Annotated in this window: 13 protein-coding genes and 1 tRNA gene; 13 read left to right on the top strand and 1 reads right to left on the bottom strand. The window is 69.4% G+C overall.

All coding sequences use genetic code 11. The features are described 5' to 3' along the window. Positions 1-65 precede the first annotated feature (65 nt). The 8 genes from ASG49_RS08690 to ASG49_RS08725 all read left to right on the top strand — a co-directional run bounded on the left by ASG49_RS08690 (position 66) and on the right by ASG49_RS08725 (position 8,197). Positions 66-977 carry a sigma-70 family RNA polymerase sigma factor gene (locus ASG49_RS08690; protein WP_082533960.1) on the top strand — a complete coding sequence of 304 codons (912 nt, stop codon included), beginning with the start codon at positions 66-68 and terminating at the stop codon, positions 975-977. Then, positions 974-1,210 (top strand): hypothetical protein, encoded by a 237-nt coding sequence (locus ASG49_RS08695; protein WP_056540329.1) that lies wholly within the window; start codon positions 974-976, stop codon positions 1,208-1,210. Before ASG49_RS08690 ends, ASG49_RS08695 begins: the two co-directional genes overlap by 4 nt. A gap of 28 nt (positions 1,211-1,238) precedes the next feature. Next, positions 1,239-1,922, top strand: coding sequence for an NAD-dependent deacylase (locus ASG49_RS08700; RefSeq protein WP_056540332.1), 684 nt, complete (start codon positions 1,239-1,241; stop codon positions 1,920-1,922). 169 nt (positions 1,923-2,091) lie between these two features. Beyond that, the gene (locus tag ASG49_RS08705) at positions 2,092-2,841 is read left to right on the top strand and encodes a VIT family protein (RefSeq protein ID WP_056540335.1); all 750 of its coding nucleotides are present in this window, start codon (positions 2,092-2,094) and stop codon (positions 2,839-2,841) included. 116 nt (positions 2,842-2,957) lie between these two features. Beyond that, entirely contained in the window at positions 2,958-4,172 is a 1,215-nt protein-coding gene (locus ASG49_RS08710) for an NAD(P) transhydrogenase subunit alpha (protein ID WP_082534017.1), read from the top strand. After that, entirely contained in the window at positions 4,169-4,495 is a 327-nt protein-coding gene (locus tag ASG49_RS08715) for an NAD(P) transhydrogenase subunit alpha (RefSeq protein WP_056540337.1), read from the top strand. Before ASG49_RS08710 ends, ASG49_RS08715 begins: the two co-directional genes overlap by 4 nt. Next, positions 4,492-5,889 carry an NAD(P)(+) transhydrogenase (Re/Si-specific) subunit beta gene (locus ASG49_RS08720; protein ID WP_056540341.1) on the top strand — a complete coding sequence of 466 codons (1,398 nt, stop codon included), beginning with the start codon at positions 4,492-4,494 and terminating at the stop codon, positions 5,887-5,889. The genes ASG49_RS08715 and ASG49_RS08720 overlap by 4 nt, the downstream gene beginning before the upstream one ends. Before the next feature lie 130 nt (positions 5,890-6,019). Continuing rightward, positions 6,020-8,197 (top strand): PAS domain-containing sensor histidine kinase, encoded by a 2,178-nt coding sequence (locus ASG49_RS08725; protein ID WP_056540345.1) that lies wholly within the window; start codon positions 6,020-6,022, stop codon positions 8,195-8,197. Positions 8,198-8,206: 9 nt separating this feature from the next. Here ASG49_RS08725 and upp read toward each other — a convergent pair whose 3' ends face one another. Further along, positions 8,207-8,848, bottom strand: a complete 642-nt coding sequence (upp, locus tag ASG49_RS08730) for a uracil phosphoribosyltransferase (RefSeq protein ID WP_056540348.1) — start codon at positions 8,846-8,848, stop codon at positions 8,207-8,209. Between the two features lie 81 nt (positions 8,849-8,929). On the opposite strand from upp, the gene ASG49_RS08735 reads away from it, so the two are divergent. From ASG49_RS08735 to ASG49_RS08755, 5 genes are all read left to right on the top strand, one after another. Further along, positions 8,930-9,463 (top strand): tRNA adenosine deaminase-associated protein, encoded by a 534-nt coding sequence (locus tag ASG49_RS08735; RefSeq protein ID WP_056540350.1) that lies wholly within the window; start codon positions 8,930-8,932, stop codon positions 9,461-9,463. Positions 9,464-9,496: 33 nt separating this feature from the next. After that, positions 9,497-9,928 (top strand): tRNA adenosine(34) deaminase TadA, encoded by a 432-nt coding sequence (gene tadA, locus ASG49_RS08740; RefSeq protein WP_056541183.1) that lies wholly within the window; start codon positions 9,497-9,499, stop codon positions 9,926-9,928. Between the two features lie 38 nt (positions 9,929-9,966). Then, a tRNA-Ser gene (locus ASG49_RS08745) sits at positions 9,967-10,056 on the top strand. Between the two features lie 463 nt (positions 10,057-10,519). Continuing rightward, positions 10,520-13,750, top strand: a complete 3,231-nt coding sequence (locus ASG49_RS08750; protein ID WP_056540353.1) for a helicase-related protein — start codon at positions 10,520-10,522, stop codon at positions 13,748-13,750. Further along, positions 13,747-16,509 (top strand): DUF1156 domain-containing protein, encoded by a 2,763-nt coding sequence (locus tag ASG49_RS08755; protein ID WP_056540356.1) that lies wholly within the window; start codon positions 13,747-13,749, stop codon positions 16,507-16,509. The genes ASG49_RS08750 and ASG49_RS08755 overlap by 4 nt, the downstream gene beginning before the upstream one ends. The last annotated feature ends 70 nt before the right edge of the window (positions 16,510-16,579 follow it).

Raw genomic sequence — 16,579 nt, forward strand, 5'->3', positions numbered from 1 at the left:
GCGCGCGCGGGCCGGTCACACCGTCCGCCTCCGACGCGTCGGAGGGGTGGGAGCGAGGAGACGCGATGGATGTGACGACGCAGTTCGAGGGCGAGCGGCCACGCCTGGTGGCGCTGGCGACCCGGGTGCTGGGCGACCGGGACGAGGCCGAGGACGTGGTGCAGCAGGCGTGGCTGCGGCTCGACCGGACCGACCGGGCCGGCACCGGGATCGACAACCTCGCCGCCTGGCTGACCACGGTCACGACCCGGCTGTGCCTGGACCGGCTGCGGGCGCGGGTGCCGGTGCCCGAGGAGGAGCTCGAGCCGGGGGAGACCGCCCCCGACCCGGCCGAGGAGGTGGCACTCGCCGAGACGGTCGGGGTCGCGCTGCAGGTCGTGCTCGACCGGCTGAGCCCGCGGGAGCGGGTCGCGTTCGTGCTGCACGACAGCTTCGGCTTCGAGTTCGGCGTGGTCGCGTCGGTCCTCGCGACCAGCGAGACCGCCGCCCGCAAGCTCGCCTCGCGGGCCCGGGCCAAGGTCGCGCAGCCCGCGGCCGAGGACCCGCTGGCCGACTGGGAGGTCGTCGACGCCTTCATGGCCGCCGCGCGCGGCGGCGACCTCGCCCGGCTGCTCACGCTGCTGGCCCCCGGGGCGGGGGTCACGGCCGACGACGCGGCCGTGCTGGCGGGCACGCCGTCGCGCATCGACGGACGCGAGGCGGTCGCCGCGTTCTTCGACGGGAGCGCCCACGCCGCGTTGGCGGTCCACGTCGACGGCCGACCCGGCTACGCGTGGTTCCACCGGGGCGAGGCCCGGGTCGTGTTCGACTTCGACGTGGCCGACGGCCGGGTGCGGGGGATCGTGTTCCGGGCCGAGCCCGGGTTGCTGGGCCGGGTGGCGCGGCGTACGACGGTCACACCTGCGGCGTCCCACGCGTCGGAGGAGCAGGAGCCCGGGCCGACCGGTCCGGGCCGCGACGGAGAGGACCCACGATGAGGACCATGACCTGCCGCCAGCTGGGCGGCCCCTGCGACCTCGGGCACACCGGCGAGACCGCCGACGACGTCATCAACGCCCAGGACCGGCACCTCAAGGAGGCCGAGAAGGCGGGTGATGCGACGCACCAGGAGGCCCGCGACGCGATGAAGGCGCGGTGGCGGCACCCGAAGCGCTCGATGGACTGGTACCGCGGCGCCAAGCAGGCCTTCGCGGAGCTGCCGGAGGACTGAGCGGCGCGGCGTACGGCACCATGGGCCGGTGCGCGTCGTGGTGCTGACCGGGGCCGGGATCTCCGCTGAGAGCGGGCTCCCGACCTTCCGCGACGCCGACGGCCTGTGGGAGGGCCACGACCCGATGACGGTCGCGACCCCGGAGGCGTACGACGCGGACCCCGACCTGGTGCAGCGCTTCTACGACGAGCGCCGCGCCGCCCTGGCCCGCGTCGAGCCCAACGCCGCCCACCGGGCGCTGGCGCGGCTCGAGGAGCACCTCGGCGACGACCTCCACCTCGTCACCCAGAACGTCGACGACCTCCACGAGCGCGGCGGCTCCCGGCGGGTCCACCACCTGCACGGACGGCTGCGCGCGGCGTGGTGCACCGCGTGCGACGCCCGCCACGAGTGGACGACCACCCTCGCCGACCGCCCGCCCTGCCCGGCGTGCGGCTCCCGCGGGCTCCGGCCCGACGTGGTGTGGTTCGGCGAGGTCCCCCACGACACGCACCTGGTCGAGCAGGCCCTCCTCGACTGCGACCTGTTCGTCGCCATCGGCACCTCCGGGCTGGTCTACCCGGCCGCGGCCTTCGTCCACTACGCGCTCGGCTGCGGGGCCGACACCCTCGAGCTCAACCTGGAGGTCCCCCGGGTCAGCGACTTCGCCGCCTCCCATCGCGGCCCGGCCACCCGGACCGTGCCCGCGTGGGTCGAGGAGCTGGTCGGCTGAGGGGACGAAACGGGCGGGCGATGACCCAAAACTGCCCGTTCGTGCCCGGGATGCGGCTTTCCGGGGGCAGTTTCACCGGTTGGCCGGGGAAACTGCCCCGAACCCTGCCCCGCCCCAGGCCAGCCTCACCTTCGTTGTACGCCGCAACGGTGACCGTCACCATGGAGCGGTGACCACCTCGTCCGCACCCCGCACCGACGGCACCCCCGAGCCCGGGCAGCACGACCACGAGCCCCACGACGACTCCATCAGCGGACGCCTCAACGCGCTGCGAGCCGCGGTGCTCGGCGCCAACGACGGCATCGTCAGCGTCGCCGGCCTGGTCATGGGCGTGGCGGGCGCGACCACCGACCGCAACACGATCTTCGTCGCCGGCATCGCCGGGCTCGTGGCGGGCGCGCTGAGCATGGCGGTGGGGGAGTACGTCTCGGTCAGCACCCAGCGCGACACCGAGAAGGCGCTCGTCGCCAAGGAGACCCGCGAGCTGCGCGAGGAGCCCGAGGAGGAGCTGGCCGAGCTGATCGACCTCTACCGCCAGAAGGGCCTCGACGACGAGCTCGCGCGGGAGGTGGCTTTGCAGCTGACCGAGAAGGACGCCCTGCGCGCCCACCTCGACGTCGAGCTCGGCATCGACCCCGACGACCTGACCAGCCCGTGGCAGGCGGCCCTGGCCTCGATGGTGTCGTTCACGGCCGGCGCGCTGCTGCCGCTGCTCACGATCCTGCTCTTCGGCCCGGGCCTGCGCGCGGTGGTCACGGTCGTCGCGGTGACGCTGGCGCTGGGCCTCACCGGACTCCTCTCCGCCCGGGCGGGCGACGCGCCGGTGCGACCCGCGGTGACGCGGGTGGTGGTCGGCGGACTGCTGGCCATGGCGGTGACCTACGCCATCGGCAGCCTGATCGGCACCGGCACCGCCTGAGACGCGACCGGGGCGACAGCCCGGGAGGAGAGCCCGGGAGAACCGCCTGAGACAGGCGTCACAATCCCCGATCCTGTCGGTGTTCTCCTCTAGGTTCGGCCCGTGAGGTGGCCATCGTGAGGATCGCAGTCGTCCGAGAGACCCGGCCCGGGGAGACCCGCGTCGCGCTGGTCCCCGACCTGGTCCCCAAGCTGACCGCCCTGGGCCACGAGGTCGGCGTCGAGCCGGGCGCCGGCGAGCCGGCCGGCTTCGCCGACGAGCTGTACGCCGAGGCGGGGGCCGGCCTCGTCGACCAGCCGCTCCCCGGCGCCGACGTCGTCGTCAGCGTCAACCCCCTCGACCGCGACCGGCTGCGCCAGCTGCGCGAGGGCACGATCACCGTCTCCTTCCTCCCGGTCTCGACCTCGCTCGACCTCGTCGCCGACCTGCGCGACCTGCGGGTGACCGCGCTGGCCATGGAGCTCGTTCCCCGCATCTCCCGCGCCCAGTCGATGGACGCGCTGTCCTCCCAGGCGCTGGTCTCCGGCTACCGCTGCGCCATCGTGGCCGCGGGGCTGCTGCGCCGCTTCTTCCCCCTCAACATGACCGCCGCCGGCACCGTCCAGCCCGCCCAGGTGGTCGTCCTCGGCGCCGGGGTCGCGGGGCTCCAGGCGATCGCGACCTCCAAGCGCCTGGGCGCCGTGGTCCAGGCCTACGACGTCCGGGCCGCAGCCGCCGAGGAGATCCGCTCGGTCGGCGCCAAGGCCATCGACCTCCGGCTCGAGACCCTCGAGGGCACCGGCGGCTACGCCCGCGAGATGGACGAGGACCGTGCCGCCCGGCAGAAGGACGCGCTGGCCCCCTACATCGCCGGCGCCGACGCGCTCATCACCACCGCGGCCGTGCCCGGTCGCCGGGCGCCGCTGCTGGTGACCGCGGCGATGGTCGAGGCGATGCGCCCCGGCTCGGTGGTGGTCGACCTGGCCTCCGAGACCGGCGGCAACGTGGAGGGCTCGGTCCCCGGCAAGGTGGTCCGCATCGGCCACGCCCAGGTCTGGGGTGGGGACAACGTGCCCGCCCAGATGCCCGGTCCCGCGTCGAGCCTCTACGCCCAGAACGTCGTCAACCTGCTCGCGCTGATGACCCACGAGGGCGAGGTCGTGCCCGACCTCGACGACGAGGTCGTCGCCGGAGCGTGCGTCACCCACGCCGGCGAGATCCGCCACGCCCCGTCCCGCGAGGCGATCGAGGGCCCGGCACCCGCGCCCGTGGTCACCCCGGGCGCGCCGTCGGAGGCGCTGCCGCCCGAGGGCCAGCTCGACCCCACCGACCCGTCTGAGGAGCACCCGTGAACGACGCCGTCGTCTGGCTGACCATCTTCGTGCTCAGCGTGTTCGTGGGCATCGAGGTCATCGCCAAGGTCTCCTCGACCCTCCACACCCCGCTGATGTCGGGCGCCAACGCGATCCACGGCATCATCCTGCTCGGCGCGATCCTGGTCACCGGCACCACCGAGAACACCCTGGCGCTGGTCGTCGGGCTCGTGGCGATCGTGCTCGCGGCGGTCAACATGGTCGGCGGCTTCGTGGTCACCGACCGCATGCTCCAGATGTTCGTACGCCGCAAGCGACCCGCCAAGGTCGAACCCGGCGCCACCGAGGGGGGCGTGCGATGACCGCCGTCCCCGTTTGGGCCCAGCTCGTCTACCTCGCCTGCGCCGTCGGCTTCATCCTGGCCCTCAAGGGTCTGTCGGGCCCCCGCACCGCCCGCACCGGCAACCTCGTCGGGGCCGCGGCCGCGGTGATCGCCTGCGTCGTCCCGTTCTTCTACGTCGACCTCGACCACGTGGTGCTGATCCTGGTCGCGATCGCGGTCGGCACCGTCGGCGGCGTGGTCGGCGCCCGCCGCGTGCAGATGACCCAGATGCCCCAGATGGTGGCGCTCTTCAACGGCGTCGGCGGTGGCGCCGCGGCGCTGGTCGCCCTGCTCGAGCTCCACGAGATCCTGGAGCAGCCCGGCGGCGTGGACGTCGTCGGCTGGTTCGTCCTGGTGGCCACGGCCTTCACGATCTTCGTCGGCTCGGTCTCCTTCGCCGGCTCGGTGATCACCTTCGCCAAGCTCCAGGAGCTGATGAGCTCCGCGCCCCTGGTCTTCCCCGGTCTCGCGATCGTCTTCGGCGCCTCGCTCGTCGCCGGGGTCGGCCTCGCCACCCAGCTGGCGCTCTCGCCGGCGATGTGGGTCGGCATCGTGCTGGCGCTGGTCGGCCTGCTCTTCGGCGCGCTGCTGGTGCTGCCGGTGGGCGGGGCCGACGTGCCGATCGTGATCTCGCTGCTCAACGCCTTCACCGGGCTCACGGTGGCCGCGGGCGGCTACGTCCTCGACAACGTCGTGCTGCTCGTCGCGGGCACCCTGGTCGGCGCCTCCGGCACCTTCCTCACCCTGCTCATGGCCCGGGCCATGGGGCGCTCGGTGTCCAACATCCTCTTCGGCGCGCTCAAGGGCGGCTCGACGCTCGGCGCCGGCGTCGCCTCGGACCGTCCGGTGCGCTCGGCCGGGCCCGAGGACGTCGCGATCATGCTGGCCTACGCCGACCGCGTCATCATCGTGCCGGGCTACGGCCTGGCCGTGGCCCAGGCGCAGCACACCCTGCGCGAGCTCGTCGACGTGCTCGGTGAGCGCGGTGCCCAGGTCGACTACGCCATCCACCCGGTCGCGGGCCGGATGCCCGGCCACATGAACGTCCTGCTGGCCGAGGCCCAGGTGCCCTACGAGCAGCTCAAGGAGATGGACGACATCAACGGCGACTTCAAGGACGCCGACGTCGTCCTGGTCGTGGGCGCCAACGACGTCGTCAACCCGGCGGCCAAGACGACGCCGGGCGCGCCGATCTACGGCATGCCGATCCTCAACGCCGACGAGGCCAAGCAGGTGGTGTTCATGAAGCGCTCGATGCGACCGGGCTTCGCCGGCATCGAGAACGAGCTGCTCTTCGAGGACAACACCACGCTGCTCTTCGGCGACGCGAAGGACTCGATGGGCAAGCTGCTCAACGCCGTCAAGGCCCTCTGAGTCCAGCCCCCTCACCCCTGCGGGTGGGCGTGACCGACCGATCGCACGGTTTTGTGCCGAATCGCCACACAACGGGCGCTCGGCTCCACATACTGGTCGGCGTCCCGTCCGTCCGAGCAGGTGAGGGTGCATGCAGCAGGGCCAGTCGTCCGACGACCCCGTCGTGCTGCGCGCCCACCGGCGTACGCCGACCCCACCCGCTCCGGTGCGGGTGACGCTGCTGCTCCTCGCCGTCGTCGTCGCCGCGTGGCTGGGATCGCTCTCGATCGCCCCCGACGGGCTGGTCCCCGCGGTGTGGCCCGCCGGTGGTCTGGCCGCCGGCATGCTGCTGGTCTCCCCGCGCCGGTGGCGGCTGCCACTGGTCGGCGTGGTCGGCGTGGTCGGGGTGCTGGCCCACGTCGGCGTCGGGCTCCCGCTGCCGGCCGCGGCGGGTGCGGGCGCGGCGTACGCCCTGGCCTCGTGGACCACCCGCTGCCTGCTGGTGCGGGGCCACACCGGCCGCGTGGCGCTGCTCGAGCCGGGCGACGTGTCGCGAATGATCGGCGCGGTCGCTGGCGGCAGCCTGGTCGCGGGCGGCGGTCTGGCGCTCACGGCGGTGCTCACCGGCCACGGGCGACCCTGGCTGACGCTGCTCTCGGGCTTCGGCTCCACCGCCGCGGCCACGCTGGTGCTGCTGCCGCTGTTCCTCCGGACGCTGCCGTACGCCGCCCTCAGCGGCACCCGCGAGCGGCTCGCGCAGGCCGTGATCACCGTGGGCACGACGTCGGCGGTCTTCCTGGCCACCGACGTCCCGCCGGTGGTGTTCGTGGTGATGCCGATGTTCGCCTGGCACGCCTACCGCGGCTCGCTGCGCGGCGCGACGGTGCTGCTCACGGTGGTGGCCGCGATCGGCACCGCCGTCACCGAGCTGGGGCACGGCCCGATCTGGTCGCTGGGCCCGCGCTACGACCTCGCACCCGAGCTGGTCGACGGGGTGCTGCAGCTGTTCGTCATCGACTGCGCGCTGATCCTCCTCCCGCTGTCCGCGATGGTCACCCAGCAGCGCGCCGCGGCCGCCCGGGCGCGCGCGGAGCGGCAGACCCTCGAGCGGGTCGTCTACTCCGCGGCCGGCACCGCTATCGTGGCGACCGACCGCGCCGGGCTGATCACGGTGTTCAACCCGCAGGCCGAGGAGGTCTTCGGCCGCCCCGGCGCCGAGGCCATCGGCCGACCCGCCGACCTGCTGTGGTCCACGACCGAGCTGCGCCAGCAGGCCCGGGACCTCGGCACCGACGCCGACGTCCCGAGCCTGTGCCGCGCCGCGGTCGCCTCGGGGGAGCTCGACCGGCTCTGGCACCTCGGGGCCGGCGAGGAGGCCCGGGTGCTGCGGATGATCGTCTCCCCGCTGCCAGACGCCGACGGCGCCGAGACGGGCTACCTGATGACCGCCGAGGACGTCACCGAGCGCGAGGCGGCGCAGCGGGTGCTGGTGCAGACCCTGGAGCACCAGCGCGTGGCCGTCGCCCGGCTGCAGGAGCTGGAGCGGGTCAAGGGCGACTTCGTATCCACCGTCAGCCACGAGCTGCGGACGCCGATCACCAGCATCATCGGCTACACCGAGGTCCTCGAGGACGGCATGGTCGGTGAGCTGAGCGAGGCCCAGCTCGACATCGTCGACCGGGTCGACCGCAACGGCCGGCGGCTGCTGCTGCTGGTCGAGGACCTGCTGACGCTCTCCCAGATCGAGACCTCGCGGCTGGAGATCCAGCCCGAGCCGATCGACCTGCGCGAGGTGCTGCGCGGTGCCCACGACGCGATCTCGGCCACCGTCGGGCAGCGGCTGCTCGACGTCACCCTCACGCTGCCGGCGGCGCCCGCGCGCCACGACGGCGACCCGCGCCAGCTCGAGCGGATGGTCACCAACCTGCTCACCAACGCGGTCAAGTTCACCCCCGACGGCGGGGAGGTCCGGATCGGGCTGCGCGCCGAGGGGGGCCAGAGCGTCATCACCGTGGCCGACACCGGCATCGGCATCCCCGAGGCCGAGCAGGAGCAGCTGTTCACCCGGTTCTTCCGGTCCAGCACCGCCACCGAGCAGGCCATCCCCGGCACCGGCCTGGGGCTCACCATCGCCCGTGCGATCGTCGCGCTGCACGGCGGGACGGTCAGCATCGCCTCCCGCGACGGGCACGGCACGACGGTGCGGGTGCAGCTGCCGCCCGGCGTGCCGACGGTGGTCGCGGAGCGCGCGCCCGACGTGGCCGCGGGCGACGTGCCGACCCTCGTCGTGGCACCCGAGCCCGGCGGCGTCGGGACCAGCGTCGCCTGAGGCCGGCGGCTACTGCGCCAGGCCGTAGAGCCGGTCGCCGGCATCTCCCAGGCCCGGCACGATGTAGCCGCGCTCGTCCAGCTTCTCGTCCTGCGCGGCGGTCACCACGGTGACCGGCACGTCGACGCCCGCGAGACCGCGCTCGAGGTTGGCCACGCCCTCGGGGGCGACCAGCAGGCAGATGCAGGTGATGTGGTCCGCGCCGCGGTCGGTGAGGAAGCGGATCGCGGCGGCGAGGGTGCCGCCGGTGGCCAGCATCGGGTCGAGCACGTAGCACTGGCGGCCGCTCAGGTCGACGGGCAGCCGTTCGGCGTACGTCGAGGCCTCGAGCGTCTCCTCGTTGCGCACCATGCCCAGGAACCCGACCTCGGCCGTGGGCACCAGCCGCATCATGCCCTCGAGCATGCCGAGGCCGGCGCGCAGGATCGGCACCACCAGCGGACGCGGCCGGCTGAGCACGACGCCCTCGGTCGGGCCGACCGGGGTGGTGATGTGGGACGGCTCGACGCGGACGTCGCGGGTGGCCTCGTAGGCGAGCAGCGTCACCAGCTCCTCGGTGAGCCGCCGGAACTCCGGGGAGGCGGTGTCCTGGTCGCGGAGCGTGGTCAGCTTGTGGGAGACCAGCGGGTGGTCCACGACGTGCAGGCGCATGGCGTCACCGTAGTCGCATCTCGGTGGTCCACCCCCGGCCGCGTCTGACACCATCACGGGTGGAGCGGGAGGCGGTGTCCCATGTCGGGGACCAGTGACGCAGCGAACGGTGCCGGGGACGGCCGGCCGGACGAGGTCGACGAGGTCGACGTCGCCGTCCTGGCCTACCGCGACGAGGGCGACTGGGTCGTCGACGAGCTCCCCGACGACGCGCTGGTGAGCGTCGCGGCGCTGGTGGAGGAGCTGCAGCGCTGGACCGACGAGGACGGCAGCGACGGGGGTGCACTGGCGCTGGTCTCGGTGGCCGAGGACTTCGCCCTGCTGGTGCGGGTGCAGGGCGCCACGACCCGGGTGCTGCTCACCGACGCCAGCGCCGCCACCGAGTGGGCGCTCGCCCGGTCCGCGACCGAGCACCTCGGCATGCTGGTCGAGGACGACGACGAGACCGCTCCGGCCGGCGACCTCGGCATCGTGGCCGACCTGGGCATGCCGGCCAGCGAGCTGGGCGAGCTGCTCGACGACGAGGAGCTCTTCCCCGAGGAGCTGCTCAGCGAGGTCGCCGACGCGGCGGGGTTCGGCGCGGACTTCGACGACCTGGTCGACCTGGACGACTGACCCGTGCCGCCGACCGACCGCTGGGCGGGGCCGATGCGCGAGGCGCTCGCCCTGGCCGCCGAGGCCGCGGGGCGCGACGACGTGCCGGTGGGTGCCGTCGTGGTCGGTCCCGACGGCGAGGTCGTCGGCCGCGGCCACAACGTCCGTGAGCGGGACGCCGACCCGACCGGTCACGCCGAGGTGGTGGCGCTGCGCGCGGCCGCGGCCGCCCGGGGCGAGTGGCGGCTCACCGGCTGCACCCTGGTGGTCACGCTGGAGCCCTGCACGATGTGTGCAGGGGCGGCCGTGCTGTCGCGGGTCGACCGGGTCGTGTTCGCGGCGTACGACGAGAAGGCGGGTGCGGTCGGATCGCTCTGGGACGTCGTACGGGACCGGCGGCTGAACCACCGGCCCGAGGTCGTGGCCGGCGTGCTGGCCGAGGAGTCGGCCCGGCTGCTCGACCGGTTCTTCGCCGGGCACCGCTGATTTCAGCCCCGCCCACCCCGTCCGGTAGCCTTCCCGGCGGTGGCGTGTCCGAGCGGCCTAAGGAGAACGCCTCGAAAGCGTTTGTTGGCGCAAGTCAACCGAGGGTTCAAATCCCTCCGCCACCGCCAGACCAAACAGCCCCCGACCTGCGGAAACGCAGGTCGGGGGCTGTTTGTCTTCCCTGTCGTGCCATCTACGTGCCAGACGCACCCGGCGCACGGGGGCGGCACTGGTCAGTGGACCTCCAACCCGCAGTCTCCCGAGCGACTTCGAGATCGGCCTCCCGGGGGACTGGGGGACTGGGGGAAGGAGGGAGCGCTTCGGGTCACACGGGGCGTCGCTACGGGCCCGCCCGTGCAGTAGGCAGCTTCGGCGATACTGGCGTGCCTGCGCAGATATCTGAAGCGCTGCGGACGACTGCGCGATCGGCTCCTAGGGGGACTCGTGGGGAAACGGTCGGGAGGCGCGCAGGGCAGGCTCGTGGCCGTGTCTTCAGCGCGGACGTACGGCCGATTGTTCAACTCGGATCGTTCATGAGGCAAACTTCGCCCATGACTGGTCTCGCGGCGCTGACAGCGTGAGTCCTAAGCGATGAGCGATCGAGTCGACTACTTCTTCGAGCGCGGACAACTTGTTCGCGTCGCGTTCGAAGGCGTTCCTGAGTTCGCAGTCGTCCGGTACGCGCTGCCTGGTGAAGAGCCGGGATCTTGGGACCTTATTTTGGTCGACGACAACGACCGCAGGCACGAGGTGAACCTGTCCGCCGGCGACATCCACACTGTGCGACCGGTCGTCAGCGACGGCCGCGCGGATTCCGGCCGCGTGCTTGCGGCGATGTGGACCAGGTGGATGGACGCCGCGGCAGCCAACGCCGAGACCAGCGCTATGGCCTCGACACCTTTGAAGCCGTATGCCCATCAGACCACCGCCGTCTACGGCGCGATGCTTCCGCAGCCGCTGCTTCGGTTCCTGCTTGCTGATGAACCCGGCACCGGAAAGACAATCATGGCCGGGCTCTACATCCGCGAGATGCAGCGGCTTGGGCTAATACGACGCGCACTTATCGTGTGTCCGGCCAACCTCGCCACAAAGTGGGTCGACGACTTTCAGCGCCTTCTGGGCGGTGGACTGCGCCAGCTGACATCCGCCACGGTTCGCGAGGACGCGCTGAACTCGAACGACCTGTGGGTCGTCTCCCTCGAGCTCGCCGCGGTGAACCCCGCGGTGCAGGAAGCTATCCGGCCAGACAAGGCTGGCTGGGACCTGGTCGTGTTCGATGAGGCTCACCGACTCACACCCACCGCGGCCGGCTTCCACCAAGTCGGGCGACTGCTGGCGAAGAACACGCCAAGGGTGCTGCTCATGACCGCGACCCCGCACAGGGGCAAGGAATGGCTGTTCCGCCACCTGCTCCACCTGGTGGATCCCGCGATCTACCCGGACCCGGGCAACGACGCGAATGTCCCACTCAACGCTTTGCGCCCGGGACCGATCCACTTCCTGCGCCGCATGAAGGAAGACCTTGTCGACTACGACGGCAAGACGCGACTTTTCAAGGGCCGCACCGCCCATAATCACAACGTCCCCCTCTCGGCCACCGAGTACGGCTACTACCAGGCGGCGCTCGACATGGTCGACCGCTACTTCCCACCGATCGCGCAGCCGTTGGCACGAATGGTGTACGGCAAACGGGCCGCATCGACTTTGCACGCGCTGGCCGAGACCCTGAAGCGTCGTCAGCGCCACATGGGTGAGATGAGCGAGGCCGAGGCCGCGCTCATCGCCGAGCAGGACGGACAGGGCGACGAGACCGAGGTCGAGGAGGCCAAGGTCATCCACACTGGCTCAACGTCGACCAAGGCCGAGCGTGCCGCGATAAGGGTCTTGGTTGAGCAGATCGACACCACCCTTGCCACTCCCAGCTGGCAACCCTCGAAGTGGAGTCGGCTGGTTGATGACTGTCTGACCAAGAACGGCATCCAACCTGACAACTATGAGCAGGCGGTGATCTTCACCGAGTACGCCGATTCGGCCGAATGGATCGCCCGCCGCCTTGGGGCGGAGGGCTACACCGCCAAGATCTACTCCGGGCGCCAGAGCAAGCCCGATCGCGACGAGGTCCGCAAGGCCTTCATGCGCGGCGAATTCCAAATTATCGTGACTACTGACGCAGGGAACGAAGGCATCGACCTCCAGGCCGCCCACGTCCTAGTCAACTACGACATCCCTTGGTCGCTGGTCCGCCTCGAGCAGCGGATGGGCCGCATCCACCGCGTCGGCCAGACCCGGGATGTCTTCCTGTACAACCTGGTAGCCACCGACACACGTGAGGGCGACACTCTCTTCCGGCTGCTAGACAACTTCGTGACCGCAGCCAACGAGCTGCGCGGCCAGATGTTTGACAGCCTCTCTGCGGTTGCTGAGATCACCGGCGTCGACTACGACAAGTGGCTCTCTGACCTGTACGGCAACGACGAGGTCCGCAAACAGCAGGCCGTCGACGCAGCCCGTGCGGTCCGGTCTCATGAACTAGCCCGAGTCGCCCGGCAGGTCCGTGACAACGAACGCCGGCTGGCAAGCCAGGTCGACGCCGTAGCCGCTCTGACTCTTCTGCAGCGCGACTTGTTCGCACGGATCAACCCCGCCATCGTCGAGGCCTACCTCGACCGGCTCGCAGGAGCTGGCGTCGTCCAGTCTTACCCCACCGCAGCCGGCCCAGGATTTCGACGCATCTCACTCCCCGCAGGAAGGCGACTGCCCAACAGCCTCGGAGGCGGAAACTTCGTCCACATCGCCACCAGCGGTGAGGCCTTACGCCAGGCAGAGGCGAGCATCGACGTCGGCGACACGACCACACTCGGCCCAGGCGAGGAAGGTTTCACTGACCTCATCGAACTGGCCAATCAGACCCTCGCCGAGGACTTGCATCAGTCCGGTGCGGCCGCCGACCCAACGAGCCTCACGCCGTACGACCTATACGCCTACGAGGCGACCATGACCGAGAGCGACGGTAAGCGCGCGAGTGTCTGGGCCACTTTGATCAAGGTCGACGACAGCGGCAATGCTCGCGCGGTGCGTTGGGAGACGCTGGCCAACCTGGTCCCCACCACTCAGCACGGCACCTTCGCCCATCCGGCGCGAGAAGGCCGCGCGCTCGAGGCGGCTCACGAGGTCGCGGCAGCCACGGTGGCTGAGCACCGGCAGGTTCGCTCTGACTGGTTCGCCCAAGCCCGCCGCGACCTCACGAACCTCCCGCTCAACCTCACCGAATCTATCGAAGACCGCGACACCCGCGTCGACATGCGGCGACGTCTCAAGCAGCAGACGGAAGAGCGGCTCCAGGAGCTGCAGCGCCTCGTCGACGTTCAGCTCACCAGGCCAAATTTGATCGGTCGCATCCGTGTCATCGCCGCCGCCGACGTCCACGTCAGGGAAGAGATCGACGCGGAGTTCGTTTCCATGCGCCACACCCAGCAGCTTCTCGAGGGTGACGGCTGGGTCGTCGAAGACGTCCACAGCGAGGGCCGCGGGTACGACCTCGAGGCACGCCGCAACAGCCAGGTTCGTCACATCGAGGTGAAGGGCGTAACCGGCAGCGCCGCTAGCGACGGCATCCGGATGACCGGCAACGAGGTCCTCATCGCAACTCAGCACCGTATGGAGTATTGGCTCTATGTCATCGACCATTGTGCCGACGGCAAGGGCCGCTGCTTTGGCGCCTACGCGGACCCCGCCACGCTCTTTTCCAGTGACATGACGGGCGACGCGATCTTCCGTGTGCCAGGTAGTAGCCTTAAAAACGCCCCCGGAAGTAACGCATGACCCGCATGATTGAGCGCTGGTTCCCTTGTTCCCAAGTGAGCCAACAAAGCGCCAAAGGGTGGGGTTCTGGGGTCGCTGAGGCTGCACTGTTCACGTGGTTCGCCAAGCGCCCAACAGCGCAGGCAAAGGCCGCCATTATCTGCAGCCTCCTGCCATGGCCCGATGAGGAGTCAGACCAGGTGCGGCTCCAGAACCTAGTCGCAGAAGCGATGAAGGGTCGATATGCCGCCTGGGATGCGCTGCGCGCCGAAATCCTAAAGACTCATCCCGGAGGAGTCTCTGTGCTGGACCCATTCAGCGGCCGGGGAATGATCCCGCTGGAGGCGGCTCGGCTAGGGTTACAGGCCCATGCGATCGACTACAGCCCCGTTGCAATTATCGGGTCCGAGTTGCTTTCTGACTACATATTCCGTGACTGGTCTGGGGAGCCTCCCCTCTCCTTTGCGAGCACTGAGATAAACGATCAGCTAGACAATACAGTCCCGCGCCTGCAGTTGGACGTTGCCCGGTTCCTCCGCGAGGTTGGAACCAGGTTTTCGGAGGAAATGGACGAGTTCTATCCCAAGATCAGCAGCGAGTATCCCTGGGCGTATTTGTGGGCCGTTTCGTTGCCGTGCGTTGAGTGTGGCTACCGTTATCCGTTGTATGGCAACAATGTGCTGCAGCCTGGCTATTGGCGGGGGAGTGAGCGCAAGGGGGACCGGCGCCTTGACCCGGGGCAATCTTTTTCGATAGAAGCCGACCGTGCCTCGGGCACGTATTCGATCCGCATCCATGATGGCGAGGCTCGGCAGGCACCGACGCTGTCGCGAGTTGCAGGGCACGGGAAAGCCGCAGTATGCCCATTTTGCGGGCATGTGAGCGACCTAGCCGCGTGTCGAGCTCAGGCGAATGATGGTCAGGGACGTGATGAACTGCTCCTGGTGGCGGAGCACGACAAGACCCGAGGAAAGGTCTTCCGAGTCGTGACGAACGTCGAATTGGAAGCGATCGCGGCTGCACGCGACGCCTTGCACAAAGAGAAAGCGTTCGGCAGTTTCCTGCCCGCGGTGCCCAACGAACAGATTGCACCCGGAAACAATAATATAATAGGGCCTTCGATCTATGGGGCTAGGACCTACGGTGACCTGTGCAATTCCCGCCAGACTCTGTCCTTCGTGCGCTTGTGTCGTATCCACAACGAGATCTACCATGAACTTCTCTTGGCCGGGTTCTCCCATGACTACGCGGCGGCCCTATGTAGTTTTGGGGCAGCTGCAATGGGCCGGAAGATCATGCGATCGACGCGTGGCGCGCAGTTGCAGGTATATAAGGACGGCAGGCCGACCGGGATCAACAACATTTGGTTAAACGAGACCAGTCTGAGCTTCTCGTTCGACTATGCCGAGGTCGGTCTAGCCCACGGCGCGGGATCATGGAGTGAGGTGGCTTCGCGAACCGTAAAAGCGCTTGCCAATCTGCTCGAGGGCGCGAGCCGCGGAAGATCTGTAAATGTGTCTCGGGGAAGCGCCACGGCGCTGCCGATGAGGGACCAGAGCCTCACCGCAGTCGTAACGGACCCGCCGTACGATGAAATGATCCCGTATGCGGATGCCTCTGACCTGTATTTCGTTTGGATGCGGCGAGCGCTTTACGCTGCAAAACCGGCGATGGCGGTCAGCGCTGATCCATACGGTGCGCAAGAGAAGCAGGAAGAGATCATTGTCAAGCGTGTGCGAGGGCTAACGAAGCAGACTGAATTTGTGGAGCACCGAACTCGCGAGCATTACGACGCGCGTCTAACGCTCGCTTTCAGCGAGATGCGACGGGTCGTCCAGGGGGATGGCGTCGTCACGATCGTATTTGGGCATGGCGAGCCCGAAGTTTGGCAGCGGCTACTGGGGTCAATCGAAAGCGCTGGGCTTGTGATGACCGGCTCATGGCCAGCCAATACGGAGGCAGGTGGGCAGCAGGGAAAGGCGAACATTGAGACCACGCTGACGATGGCTTGTCGACCAGCACCTGCCGGGCGGCCCTCTGGGCGTAAGGGTGCGGTTGAGGCAGAAATCAAGAGCGTGATCGAGGAACGTTATCCGGACTGGGAGCGCTGGGGGCTAGCTCCAGCGGACATGCTCATGGCAGCGGCAGGTCCCGCCATGGAGGCTGTCGGACGCTACAGCGAGGTGCTCGACGCAAAGGGCGAGCGTGTTGACATTGCGACTTTCCTGCCGCTCGCTAGAGCTGCCGTTCAGGACGCGATGGCCGTCGAGATCAACCATCAGCCGCTTGAGACCTTCGATGCGCGGACCCGGTTTGCCCTTTGGTGGGTTCGCTTATATGGCCGTCAGGTCCAAGCAAAATCGGAACTGCGTTGGCAGGCTCTCGCCTCATCACTTGATCTCGACGCCGTGCGTGACCTAGTTCCCGACGCGGATAAGGGGGTTCGGTTCATGTACGCAAGCAAATTTCAGGGCAAGCTGACGGCCGAGTCGGCAGTTATCGACGTGGCGCTAGCCCTCGCGGCTGCGTCGGAAGACGGCCTCGAGTCCATGGGAGAGGTAATGGTCGCTGCCAAGCGCCATCCTGAGGACTCATATCTTTGGGCTGCAATCCAGTTCCTTGCTGACAGGTTGCCTGACAACGATCCCGATTCCGTTTCCTATACCAGGGTGCTGCGAACGAGGACGGGGATAAGCAACGCCGCAGAGACAGTGGCTGCAACCAACTTCCAGACATCCCGCGAGCAGCGCGAGGATGATTTGCAGTTGAGGTTGCTTTGAGCCAATCGATCGCATTCGCAGTTCGAAGCCCCCAAGGTTGGCAGCACCTCAACGTTCCAGGAGGACGGCA

Origin of the sequence: Marmoricola sp. Leaf446 (assembly GCF_001424755.1) — a bacterium.
In the GTDB taxonomy this organism is placed as follows: domain Bacteria; phylum Actinomycetota; class Actinomycetes; order Propionibacteriales; family Nocardioidaceae; genus Marmoricola.

What these genes read in the sequence shown, in the direction of transcription:
- ASG49_RS08690 (WP_082533960.1), top strand. Translation starts at nt 66, where the DNA reads ATGGATGTGACGACGCAGTTCGAGGGCGAGCGGCCACGCCTGGTGGCG.
- ASG49_RS08695 (WP_056540329.1), top strand. Translation starts at nt 974, where the DNA reads ATGAGGACCATGACCTGCCGCCAGCTGGGCGGCCCCTGCGACCTCGGG.
- ASG49_RS08720 (WP_056540341.1), top strand. Translation starts at nt 4,492, where the DNA reads ATGACCGCCGTCCCCGTTTGGGCCCAGCTCGTCTACCTCGCCTGCGCC.
- ASG49_RS08725 (WP_056540345.1), top strand. Translation starts at nt 6,020, where the DNA reads ATGCAGCAGGGCCAGTCGTCCGACGACCCCGTCGTGCTGCGCGCCCAC.
- upp (WP_056540348.1), bottom strand. Translation starts at nt 8,848, where the DNA reads ATGCGCCTGCACGTCGTGGACCACCCGCTGGTCTCCCACAAGCTGACC.
- ASG49_RS08735 (WP_056540350.1), top strand. Translation starts at nt 8,930, where the DNA reads ATGTCGGGGACCAGTGACGCAGCGAACGGTGCCGGGGACGGCCGGCCG.
- tadA (WP_056541183.1), top strand. Translation starts at nt 9,497, where the DNA reads ATGCGCGAGGCGCTCGCCCTGGCCGCCGAGGCCGCGGGGCGCGACGAC.
- ASG49_RS08750 (WP_056540353.1), top strand. Translation starts at nt 10,520, where the DNA reads ATGAGCGATCGAGTCGACTACTTCTTCGAGCGCGGACAACTTGTTCGC.
- ASG49_RS08755 (WP_056540356.1), top strand. Translation starts at nt 13,747, where the DNA reads ATGACCCGCATGATTGAGCGCTGGTTCCCTTGTTCCCAAGTGAGCCAA.